The organism is Methylotuvimicrobium sp., from assembly GCF_050611805.1.
Lineage (GTDB): Bacteria > Pseudomonadota > Gammaproteobacteria > Methylococcales > Methylomonadaceae > Methylotuvimicrobium.
This window is the reverse complement of sequence record NZ_JBNGHF010000008.1, coordinates 114,895-126,222: the sequence shown is the minus strand read 5'-3', so window position 1 is coordinate 126,222 and position 11,328 is coordinate 114,895. Positions and strand designations below refer to the sequence as shown.

The following is an 11,328-nucleotide window of genomic DNA, read 5'->3' as shown; positions in this document are numbered from 1 at the left end:
AAGTCATTTAAAATTATAGCTCAGTATGTAGCTTTATTAGCTACTGGCCCTATATCTGGACTAAGGAAGGAGTGCAATGATGAGATCTACCGCTCGAATGATTAGCAACCTTTTCCGCTTCATGCTGATATTTGAAATCAACAAATTTTGGATTTTTAGAGTGACCGAATCAACTATTAACGCCCGGGTTGGTTGGGCTGATGACGGGGCACCTGATTATGATGAAGACGAAGAAGTCCAAGATATTGAATGGGATGTACAGCATTACGATAACATTGAAGATGCTTTAGAACTCGCGGAGTATTTAATTGATAATAAAATAATGCGGAGTGATAAGGTTACGATTGATCGTGAAGAACTTTTCAATCGAATATCTTGGGAAAAAGATAGGTACGATGCGGCTATAAATACTTTGTTGAGTATAAAAGTCGACATGTTGGATGAGGGCAGGAAAACAGACTATTTTTTTGTTCACTTTTAATATTTTGATGTCCCAAAGGGACTAACAAAAGAAGCAGGCAATCAAGCCAACGGGGTCAAGTCTTTCTTTTTGCAAAAGCTATCAAACCTACTCCAAAGCGATGATAATCTTGTCCAGTTCAAAATTAAGCGACTCTATGTACCAGTTGCTCGAAAATGCATTCAGCGCTCTTTAGTTCAGCGGCACGCCGGCCACGACCTATCACTACGATGCCGCCGGCCGGATGGAACAGGCCGATCTGTTCAACGGCAGCGTCACCAATTACACCCTGGACAAAGCCGACCGGTTGACCGGCATTCAACACAGCGCCGACGGCCAAACCCTGGCCGACTATCAATACACCCTCGACAACAACGGCAACCGGATCAAAGCCCTCGCTCAAGAATCGCAAAAACCGGAAGCACTGATCAACCGGAGCCAAGGCTATACTTACAATGCGCAAAAGAACCGGCTGCTGACAACCCAACTGAACGGCACGGATCAGACGACCTTCAGCTACGACCACGAAGGCCGCCTATTCCGCACTCATCTACAAGGCGAAAGACCCACGTCTTTCATCTTCGACCACGCCCACCGGCTGGTTCGACACGGCAACGAGCAGTATGTCTATGACGGCGTCGGCAACCGCATCAGAGCGACACGCAGCGGCATCACCACAAAATACATCGTTGATGCCGCCGGCAACCTGCTCGCCGAAGCCAATAACAGCAACCAAATCACACGGTACTATATCCACGGCCACGGCCTCATCGGCTTTATCGACGCTCAAACCAACCAGCTCTACACCTACCACTTCGACGGCACCGGGCACACGGTGGCGATTACCGATCAAAACCGGCAAATTGTCAACACTTACGCCCACGATCCTTAAGGCAGGCTCATGGCGCAAAGCGAAACGATACCGCAACCGTTCAAATACGCCGGACAATTCGGAGTTCAAGCCGAAGAAAACAACCTTTACTACATGCGCGCCCGGTATTATGATGCCGACATCGGCCGGTTTATCAGCGAAGACCCGATCGGATTCGAAGGCGGATTGAATCTGTATGCGTATGTGGGTGGGAATCCCATTATGTTTGTTGATCCAAATGGGTTTAGTGCTGAGCGAATCGGCATCTCCCAAGCTCAAATCGCTCAATTTCAGCAGGATGCTTTTGATATTGCAATTGGATTTGCATTGCCGGTTAGCAAGGCTGGAGGGTTGTTCCAAGGCATAGCCTCCAATTTACTTCGTTTTGAAAAGAAGCTTCCGGCTAATGTTAGTGCTACAAGAATCTTTAATTTGCCGGGTGGGGGTAAAGCGTTTCAAGCAGATTCGGCTTCAAAGAACATCCCTGGTTCCTTTGCACAATATGAAAAACAAGTAGACGCAGCTGGAAAGACCCTTCAATACACAAAGACTACATTTGGGCCTAGGGGGGAAATCATACATGTTAAAGATAAGATAAGCGGTCAAACTTTCTTCCCGGGACAATGACGATGAAAGCACGGATTGTCGTTTTAGATGCACTAATTAGTTTTCGGTATTCAATCGAACAATTGAAAAGAGATTTGTCTCATTTTCCATGGGACTCTGAGGAAGAGTTAGTCGAAGTTAAGTTAAGTGACGTAACAAGTGTGCTTCAACGCTACATTGATGGTCTACTGAAAAAAGAAGAACTTATTGAATGGGCTAATACAATTGAATGCAGAGACGATATTGGTTTTGAAAATGGCTTTTATGATGTTTTGAAAGAAACTATTTATGTATTGGCAAACCCCGAGATCAACGAGCCGTTAGATAAGAATAAGGCAACTGAGATGAAACAATTCCTTATCTCGTGCAAACGCTGAAAATCTTGGAAACGGAGCGCTAGCGAAGTGAAGATTTTTAGTCCCCGATAGCCGTAGCGCCGGGTGTTTTGCCGGAGTCTGCGCGACTAGCGCAGGCGGAGGCAAAATACAAGGCATCGCGACACGGCGTCAAGCCATTTGTGGGAGTGCTACGGAGCCGCATCGAGTTGACGATGATGTGGCGTAGTGGCACGGACGCAGGGCGAATCGGGGCCGCCGAAGGCAATAATCGCCAAGTCATTTTTCGCTGCTGAAATCGGACGGACCCCATTTCAGCTTTCGCGAAAAATCTTGGCGCGCTTGTTAAGATCTGAACAATAGGAATAACTGGGGTCAAGTTCTGAGGTATCCCCGCAAATTAAAGCCAATAGGGTCAAGTCTTTCTTTTTGCAAAAGCTATCAAACCTACTCCAAGGCTATGATAATCTTGTCCTGTTCAAAATTAAGCGGCTCTATCAATAGCAGTTGCTTTAAAATGTATTCAGCTCTCTTTTGTTCGGCGGCACGCCGGCCACGACCTACCAATACGATGCCGCAGGCCGGATGGAACAGACCGACCTATTTAATGGCAGCGTCACCAATTACACCCTGGACAAAGCCGACCGGTTGACCGGCATTCAACACAGCGCCGTCGGCCAAACCCTGGCCGATTACCAATACACCCTCGACAACAACGGCAACCGGATCAAAGCTGTGGTCGAAGAACCGAAAAAACCGGAAGCGCTGATCAACCGGAGCCAAGGCCATACCTACAATGCACAAAAGAACCGGCTGCTCGCCACGCAACTGAACGGAACGACCCAGGCAACCTTCAGCTACGACCACGAAGGCCGGCAGCAAAACAAAAACAGCACGAATTTTACCTTCGACCGCGCCCACCGGCTGATCCAACGCGGCAACGACCAGTACGTCTATGACGGCACCGGCAACCGCATCAGAGCGACGCGCAGCGGCACCACCACAAAATACATCTACGACGCCGCCGGCAATCTGCTCGCCGAAGTCAATAACAGTAACCAAATCACCCGCTACTATATCTACGGCCACGGACTCATCGGCTTTGTCGATGCCAGTACCAACCAACTCTACACCTACCACTTCGACGGCACCGGGCACACGGTCGCGATCACCAATCAAAATCGTCAGATCGTCAATAGCTACGCCTACGACACGTACGGCAGGCTGATGGCGGAAAGCGAAACGATACCGCAACCGTTCAAATACGCCGGATAATTTGGCGTACAAGCCGAAGCCGATAATCTTTACTACATGCGCGCTCGGTATTATGATGCCGACATCGGCCGGTTTATCAGCGAAGACCCGATCGGATTCGAAGGCGGATTGAATCTGTATGCGTATGTGGGTGGGAATCCCATTATGTTTGTTGATCCAAATGGGTTTAGTGCTGAGCGAATCGGCATCTCCCAAGCTCAAATCGCTCAATTTCAGCAGGATGCTTTTGATATTGCAATTGGATTTGCATTGCCGGTTAGCAAGGCTGGAAGTTTGATTAAGGGTGCAGTAAACAAATTAGGACGCACAGTTTCCGATACGTTACCGAAGGGAATAACGAGGGTTTCAAAGGATGCTGTCCCTGTGAGTAGTCGAGACATCATTGATGCTACTCGCCCAGGCGCACAGCGGACCGGAGGAAATTAAAGTGATTTATTTGACTGACTTGATGTATCGATGGATTGCTTGTAGCAATGATCTGTGGCTTAGATGGTTTGCCTCAATGGAAAATGGTGCAAATGAATTTATTGACGTTGAGCGATTTCTTCTGGATTTTCTTGTTATTGAAAAGATCGATCAACGTTTGAACGGTATTTCTCCAGATCAATTCTTCGATATGATGCGCGTTATATATCGGGTTTCCGTTAATGAGTCGCGTCAAATATGCGTAAGGCAACGCGCTGGAAATGTGTTTTGCAAGGGTGGTACTGTATCCATTTTAAAGGGTGATCTCTTTTAGATTCGGTCTGTCGACACAATGGGGATTATGCAGAATGGAAAGCCTTATGTGGAGGTAACTTATGGCGACGGATATTTCTTGGAGTCGCCCGATCTGTTAGAGTTTGTAGTCGAGTTATAAGTACCGAAGATCTGATTTATTAAAAGTTAGCTGACGAAAGAAGGCATTAATTTATCGTAACTACTCGAGGCAATCCCCCTGTGTCAGGCTAGTTGTCGCCTCTAAAATTTTATAGAGGTGAAAAATACAAACCCATTATAGTGAAAAAGCCAACATCGATGCCAGTACAAACCAACTCTACACCTACACTTCGACGGCACCGGGCACACCGTCGCGATCACCGATCAAAACCTCAAATCGTCAACAGCTACGCCTACGATCCGTACGGAAGGCTGATGGCACAAACCGAAATTATCGCTCAGCCGTTCAAGTATGCCGGGCATTTCGTCGTACAAGCCGAAGCTGATAACCATTTGCGCAGCTTTAACGAGTAACCTATAATCCGCAGCTTGTTTTACGGTTCCCGCACTGCGCGGGTGAAACTGGAAGCCGGTTAAAGGCCGGCGCTGCCCCCGCAACGGTAGGTGATTTTTCACGAGCCCGGAGACAGGCCCTAAAACTTAAAGAACAGTATTGCGGCGGGCGATCTGTCAAAATCTTTTTTGGTTTGTCTTCCCCTCCGTTTTTCCGTCAATCAGACTTGGGAAGGACAATCACCATGAAAACACTCGCCGGCTCTTCCGTCGTTTACTCCGCTAAATTTCTCCCGAGCTTCAGCGCCATCGTATTGGGCTTGACCGTGATTCTAGGCCTCGGCTTTATGCAAGACGCCAACAACTACATTCATAATGCCGCACACGACGGACGCCATAGCGCCGCATTGACAGCCGGAATCCTGTCCGGCCTGCTGCTCGGCGTCTTACAGTATTATCTGACGCAACCTCTGATTTTAGCCGCGGAACAATTCGAAGCGCCCGCAACCGGCTCCGAGCATGAGTGGCAACCGGAAGACGGCTGGCAACGCTTCGTAGTGATGTCCGCCTTCAGCAATGCCCTATTCTGGCTCAGCCTCGGCGCCTTGGCCGGATTTACCTTGACCAAACTCAAACTCTGATCATGAACACTAGCCCATCCGTCCGCCATTGTCCGGCCATGCTGATCAGCGCGCCCGCCTCCGGCCAAGGCAAGACGACCCTAACCGCCGCTTTGGCTGCCTATCACCGAAGTCAAAACCGCAAGGTCAGCATATTCAAAACCGGCCCGGATTTCATCGATCCGCAGATTTTGGCTCATGCCTCGGGACGGCCGGTCTATCAATTGGATTTGTGGATGATGGGCGAGGCGCATTGCCGCGACTTGCTCTATCGCGCCGCCGCCAAATCCGATGTCATCTTGATCGAAGGGGTAATGGGCCTCTACGATGGGGACAGCAGCAGCGCCGATCTGGCGCAAGCGCTGTCGGTCCCGGTCGCCGCTGTGATCGACGCGCAAGGCATGGCGCAAACCTTTGCCGCCGTCGCCTATGGTTTGGCTCATTACCGACCGAACCTAAGGTTTGCCGGCGTCATCGCCAACAAAGTCGGCAGTACAGGCCATGCCGGATTACTGCAAGAAGCGCTGCCCGAAGACATGCCCTTGCTGGCAGCCCTATCTAAAGACGCGGATATCGCTTTGCCGTCGCGGCATTTGGGTTTACTGCAAGCGGACGAGATCGGCGACTTGGACCGAAGACTGGCGCGAGCCGCAGAATTATTGACCGAATCCGCGCCATGCCGCTTGCCCGAACCGGTTGACTTTGCCCCGGCGGCAACGACGCCGACGCCGCGCCTTCTTGCCGGCAAACGTATCGGCATCGCCCGCGACGCGGCCTTTTCATTCATCTACCAGGCCAACCTCGATTGCTTGCAGGCCATGGGCGCCGAGCTGCGTTTCTTCTCGCCGTTGACCGACGCCAAATTGCCGGAGGTCGATAGCCTCTATCTGCCGGGCGGCTATCCCGAACTGCATCTAGCGGCCCTCGCCGATAATCGCGCGATGAAACAGGCCTTGCATGACTATCACCGCGCCGGCAAACCGATTTACGCCGAATGCGGCGGTTTTTTATATCTGTTGGAAACGCTGACCGACAAACAGGGACAACCGGCCGCGATGGTAGGCTTATTGCCGGGCAGCGCCAGAATGCAAAACAGGTTGGTTAACCTGGGCATGCACAGTTTACATCTGGAGCATGGAAAAATCCGAGGCCATAGCTTTCATCATTCGCTCCTTGAAACCGATATGGAAGCCTTGACCGTATCGGTCCCGCAACGTAACCGCAGCCAAGGCGAAAAATTTTTCCGCGTGGGATCGTTGCAAGCCTCTTATCTGCACACTTATTTTCCGTTCAACCCGCAACAAGCCGCAGGATTTTTTCACTAACCGGATTAGCGAAAGTCTGGTTTGTCGGCGCCGGCGATCCTTTCATATTTAGCCGGGCGGCAAAGAAGTCGAAACCTTGATGCAATCGGGTATCTATTTTCAAATCGTCCCCGGCATTACCGCGGCGTCGGGTCGCGCAAGTAATATCCCCCCGCAAAGCGGGGGGCTTGACGGTCATTAGCAACCCCAAGGGCTGCCATAGTTAAGCCTTTCGGTTTATTAAAAATCACCGTTATCATCAGACGCATTGTCTTCGATATCGCACTTTTTCCTGTGATGTATCACTAACCTCCGGCGATCTTAAACAGCGTAGCCCGAATGAAGCGTAGCGCAATCCGGGATATTCGGTGCCACGCCAGTCCCGTATTCCGCTACGCTACATACGGGCTACATGCTAACTTTATGAAGGTATGGGGTGCGGTTAGCGGGGATGTCGGCAGCAGGTGCAGATTTTTGCTCCTCGGCAATTGCTCCTGCATTGCCCTAATACACGCCATCCTTGGCGCTTAGCTGCCGTCAAGCCCCCATGGAAGGGTTTCAGCATCTGCCGAGGCAAAGTTTTTTCAAGCTCGAGCAATACTGGTTCGGCAACATCGTATCATTTTACTTATCTTTACCATTCAGACGGCCGATTTCGCGCAACGTATCGTTCAATAAAATCTGCAACTGTTGAATCGACTCATCTAACGTAGCTCCTTCTTCTAAAAGCTTAGACTCAATCTTTTCAGCCAACTTCCATACTTGTATCAGCGCCAAGTTTCCTGCCGTCCCTTTCAATTTATGCGCCAAGGCAAGAGCACTTTCCCGCTCGCCTTGAGCCATCATTTTGGCAACTTCGTCTCCGTCATGTCCGTGCGATTCGGCAAACTTTTGTAAGTATTTATAATAAGTTGCGGCGTCGCCCCAATTATGTAGGCCTCTGTCTATATCTATCATGGGAAGCTGTGAGTCGGCTGTCTTAGCTGAAGCGACCGGCTCATTCTTTGAATCAGCCGTTACTCGTAATCCGGTAACGTATTGTTGCAGATAAGCGATTAATTCCTCGACATCGAACGGTTTGGCAATGAATCCATTCATCCCGGCATTGAGCGCTGCAGCCTGTTGATTCTTGAATGCACCGGCGGTCAGCGCCACGATAGGCAACAGAGTCAAGCCAAGGACTTCACGAATTTGCCGGGTCGCTTCATAACCATCCATGAGCGGCATTTGTACATCCATCAGCACCACGTCGGCCAAATCCGGATTCAGTCTTAACCATTCTAAGGCCGCATGACCGTCGTCTGCCAAATAAACGGTAGCTCCTTCGGCTTCCAAAATACGCCTTGCCATATCACGGTTAATTTCACTATCATCGACCAATAACACCCTTAAGCCGTTGATTCGTTTTTCGGATGGCGTAGTTTTATTATGCTGTGTAGACCTTTCGCCTTGACGCCGCTGCTTGGCATCGGATACGGCATTATAGAGTGAAGAAGCAGTAATCGGTTTACGTAAGACGGCATCGGCTATTGCCACATCCGGTTCGCGTAGCAATGCATCGCGGTCATGAGCCGTGGCAATAACGATAATCGGAACATCGGCAATATCGCCAAGCTCTTGTCTTATGCGTATACCAGCTTCGAGCCCATTGACGCCGGGCATACACCAATCCAATAATAAAATATCGGGGAGTTTATTATTCCGTGCCCGTTCGATAACACGCTCCACAGCCTCTTCGCCCGACTCAACGACCTCGGGAGTCCAGCCTAAGCTACGCACCGTTGCCGCCAACATCTCTCTAGCCATGGGATGATCGTCGGCGATCAATACTTTTTGAAACGCGATGGACGGATGCACATACTCTTGCGGCTCGACCAGCTCTATCGGCAGCATCAACCAAAACTCACTACCTTGCCCGAGTTCGCTGTTGACGCCGAGTTCTCCGCCCATCATTTGCGCCAAATGCCGGCATATCGTTAAACCCAACCCTGTTCCGCCGAAACGGCGTGTCGTCGACGTGTCTTCTTGAGAAAATGCATTAAAAATTTCCGCTTGTTTTTCAATAGGAATACCAATGCCGGTATCGCGGACGCTGAAACGTAGATAATCCTGGCCATCTTTAGGCGGCAATTTGATGACGGAGATCGTAACGCTTCCCCGCTTTGTGAATTTAAGCGCATTACTGGTCAAATTGACCAATATTTGTTCGAGCCGAAGCGCATCGCCGCGCAGAAGCTCGATGCCTTCCGGCGCCGGCCCCATAATCAATTCGACTTTATTGCTGCATTCAATCGCCGACATCAGCGTGGCTACGTTGTCCAACACATCGCTCAACCGAAATGGCGCATGCTCGATTTCAAGACGCCCCGATTCTATTTTGGAAAAATCCAGAATATCGTTGATGATTCCGAGCAAGGACCGGCCGGCTATACGAATTTTCTTCACCAAATTAAGCTCATCGACTCCCAGATCGGCTTTTTCCAGTAAATAGGCAAATCCAAGTATCGCGTTCATTGGAGTCCGTATTTCATGGCTCATATTGGCCAAAAAGTTGCCTTTGACACTGGCAAGCCGCTCGGCCTCCTGTTTTGCCGCTTGTAATTCCGCCGTACGCTCGGCCACGTTTCGCTCCAAGGTTTCATTCATTTGCAGCAAAGCATCTTGGATCCGCTTGCGTTCGGATATATCGACAATGGTCGCCACGACAAAAACTTGGTTATCGCTCCGGAAGGGGCTCAAGCCGATTTCTATCGGAAATATAGAGCCGTTCTTGCGTGTCCCGTATAAATCTCTCCCCGCCCCCATCGCCCGAGTCGTTGGGTTTTGTAAATAATCTTTACGTTGCCTGGCATGGCGTGAACGAAACTTTTCGGGAAGCAATATTTCCACGGGTCGGTTGACCACTTCCGATACTTGATAGCCGAATAGGCTCTCGAAGGCAGGGTTAGCCATGACTATTTTTCCTTCGGCATCGACGACCAACAAGCCGCTGGCATTTGCTTCGAACAACATCCGAAAACACGCTTGAGCCTCTTGTAAACGCGTCGCTGATTCCGCTTCGCCCCTCGCCAGAGCCGCTTCCTTCTCGGCCAGAGCCCGCGCCGATTTTGCCTGAATTAGACGCCAGATACCTATCGCAAACAATAGCAAGATCACCGAAGCGCTCGCGATCTTAGCCGACCAAACGTTTTTTTCCAACACCGATAATTTTTCCATTGGTAAATGGCTAATCACTTTCCAATGTATGCTGTGCGATAGCCGGACATTTTGTTTGGGCGATAGCGAAACGGAACTCCATGTCCAAAGACCGTCGTCAAGTTTAATCTGGCCTTTTTTCTGCCGGGTTATCGCATCCCATACTCGAGGATTTCGTGTAGCAAGAGTCGCTTCCCGTTGAAACATGAAGCCCCATTCATCCTGTGCATTGGGGCTTTTTAGCCAATAGCCCTCGTCATTGACCAACATCAACCTGTCAACGGCGGGGCCGGCGCTGTGGACGAAAGCATCCAGCATTGATTTTGCCATTATGTTAATGATGAGAATGCCTCGAGGCTTACCTAATTCATCAAACACTGGGCTTGAGACCCTTATCGTCGGCTTGTAAGGAATCTCGATACGGCCGTCGTCCATATTCAAATCGAGCGGGGAAATATAGATCTCCCCTTGATTCAGCAACATGGTCTCGGTAAAAAAATAGCGCTCGTCTTTAGCCTGTAATTCGTTGCGAGGAACGACGATCGGGCGCCCTCTTCTGTTATTGACTCGCACTTGCTCCATTCCTTGTTCGTCGATCCAGCGTACTTTGTCGTAAATCGGGTTACGCGACATCAACGAAAAAAATGCGTCTTGCATCGAGCGCGCGTCCGAGCCATTCGGGGCTTGATAAACCCTGAGAACCGGGTTTTCATTGATTAAACTCATCAAATGACCTATCGGAACGGCCAGATCTTGATCCAAGCGCCCTTGTCCCAGCTCAACAAAAATTGTTTCGTCGGCCATCAGCATAGATAACTCAGCATCAATGCGCGATTCGCCCAACAACAAAGTACCTGCCACGACTAAAAAGCAAACGGGTATAAATAGCAGCATAAAATCCTTAAAAAATCGGCCTCGACCTAAAGTCGTTTGATAAGGATCTTGCTTGCTTGATCGATTGAGTAGTGTATTCAAAACGGCTGTTATCCTCTAAATTACAAATAAACGACTTTACCAAGGCGGTTACTGGTTTAGTGAAAGCCTAACAAAGCCATTCTGCTTAGGCTAAAGCTAGCTTTAGAAATGAGTTTTTATTATTTTTATTTAACAACAACTCTTTGTAATTTTGATAATTTAATTGATTAACAAATAATTTCCCACATAGAGTGTAGACTAGATTTTGTGCTCTAGCGGCTAAATTATGCAACCCGACACAACGCATTCAAGCTTATTGACCCAATTTAAATAGTATTGAGACCACTAATACCTAACGCCTAATCTGAGCAAACAACGCATAACTAAAAAAAGCATTTCACCCTGAAAATCATGAAGAATAAGAAGTTGATTCATTTGTATAGAACTTTCGTTTATCCAAGAGGTTAGAGGGAATATTTAGGTATTCTATTGAAATACTTCATGTGCTTCATGGTTATACTGACGAATTTATACC

9 protein-coding genes, 2 pseudogenes and 1 riboswitch are annotated in these 11,328 nt (G+C 49.2%); of the genes and pseudogenes, 10 read left to right on the top strand and 1 reads right to left on the bottom strand.

All coding sequences use genetic code 11. The features are described from left to right. The first annotated feature begins 76 nt into the window (after positions 1 to 76). From ACRJJO_RS06280 to ACRJJO_RS06235, 10 genes and pseudogenes are all read left to right on the top strand, one after another. Positions 77 to 481, top strand: a complete 405-nt coding sequence (locus tag ACRJJO_RS06280; RefSeq protein WP_431065030.1) for a hypothetical protein — start codon at positions 77 to 79, stop codon at positions 479 to 481. A gap of 223 nt (positions 482 to 704) precedes the next feature. Further along, a complete protein-coding gene (locus ACRJJO_RS06275; protein WP_431065029.1) occupies positions 705 to 1,352 on the top strand; it encodes a hypothetical protein in 648 nt (215 codons plus the stop codon). A 9-nt stretch (positions 1,353 to 1,361) separates the two neighbouring features. After that, entirely contained in the window at positions 1,362 to 1,958 is a 597-nt protein-coding gene (locus tag ACRJJO_RS06270) for an RHS repeat-associated core domain-containing protein (protein WP_431065028.1), read from the top strand. Positions 1,959 to 1,960: 2 nt separating this feature from the next. Beyond that, positions 1,961 to 2,314, top strand: a complete 354-nt coding sequence (locus tag ACRJJO_RS06265; RefSeq protein WP_431065027.1) for a hypothetical protein — start codon at positions 1,961 to 1,963, stop codon at positions 2,312 to 2,314. A 543-nt stretch (positions 2,315 to 2,857) separates the two neighbouring features. Continuing rightward, positions 2,858 to 3,547, top strand: coding sequence for a hypothetical protein (locus ACRJJO_RS06260; protein ID WP_431065026.1), 690 nt, complete (start codon positions 2,858 to 2,860; stop codon positions 3,545 to 3,547). Positions 3,548 to 3,574: 27 nt separating this feature from the next. Beyond that, positions 3,575 to 3,973 (top strand): annotated as a pseudogene (locus ACRJJO_RS06255) (RHS repeat-associated core domain-containing protein); the annotation flags it as partial. A 1-nt stretch (position 3,974) separates the two neighbouring features. After that, complete coding sequence (locus ACRJJO_RS06250) at positions 3,975 to 4,286, top strand: hypothetical protein (protein ID WP_431065025.1); 312 nt, start codon at positions 3,975 to 3,977, stop codon at positions 4,284 to 4,286. A gap of 500 nt (positions 4,287 to 4,786) precedes the next feature. Beyond that, positions 4,787 to 4,916, top strand: a riboswitch (cobalamin riboswitch). 88 nt (positions 4,917 to 5,004) lie between these two features. Then, on the top strand, positions 5,005 to 5,400 hold the full coding sequence (locus tag ACRJJO_RS06245; protein ID WP_431065024.1) for a CbtB domain-containing protein: 396 nt from the start codon (positions 5,005 to 5,007) through the stop codon (positions 5,398 to 5,400). 2 nt (positions 5,401 to 5,402) lie between these two features. Beyond that, complete coding sequence (locus ACRJJO_RS06240; RefSeq protein WP_431065023.1) at positions 5,403 to 6,704, top strand: cobyrinate a,c-diamide synthase; 1,302 nt, start codon at positions 5,403 to 5,405, stop codon at positions 6,702 to 6,704. 32 nt (positions 6,705 to 6,736) lie between these two features. Continuing rightward, positions 6,737 to 6,846: pseudogene (locus tag ACRJJO_RS06235) on the top strand (SAM-dependent methyltransferase); the annotation flags it as partial. A 461-nt stretch (positions 6,847 to 7,307) separates the two neighbouring features. On the opposite strand, the gene ACRJJO_RS06230 reads toward ACRJJO_RS06235, so the two are convergent. After that, the gene (locus ACRJJO_RS06230) at positions 7,308 to 10,853 is read right to left on the bottom strand and encodes a response regulator (protein WP_431065022.1); all 3,546 of its coding nucleotides are present in this window, start codon (positions 10,851 to 10,853) and stop codon (positions 7,308 to 7,310) included. Positions 10,854 to 11,328 lie beyond the last annotated feature (475 nt).

Bases quoted from the DNA above. Each gene is read 5' to 3' on its own strand.
- ACRJJO_RS06265 (WP_431065027.1), top strand. From the start codon at position 1,961: ATGAAAGCACGGATTGTCGTTTTAGATGCACTAATTAGTTTTCGGTAT.
- ACRJJO_RS06270 (WP_431065028.1), top strand. From the start codon at position 1,362: ATGGCGCAAAGCGAAACGATACCGCAACCGTTCAAATACGCCGGACAA.
- ACRJJO_RS06245 (WP_431065024.1), top strand. From the start codon at position 5,005: ATGAAAACACTCGCCGGCTCTTCCGTCGTTTACTCCGCTAAATTTCTC.
- ACRJJO_RS06280 (WP_431065030.1), top strand. From the start codon at position 77: ATGATGAGATCTACCGCTCGAATGATTAGCAACCTTTTCCGCTTCATG.
- ACRJJO_RS06260 (WP_431065026.1), top strand. From the start codon at position 2,858: ATGGAACAGACCGACCTATTTAATGGCAGCGTCACCAATTACACCCTG.
- ACRJJO_RS06275 (WP_431065029.1), top strand. From the start codon at position 705: ATGGAACAGGCCGATCTGTTCAACGGCAGCGTCACCAATTACACCCTG.
- ACRJJO_RS06240 (WP_431065023.1), top strand. From the start codon at position 5,403: ATGAACACTAGCCCATCCGTCCGCCATTGTCCGGCCATGCTGATCAGC.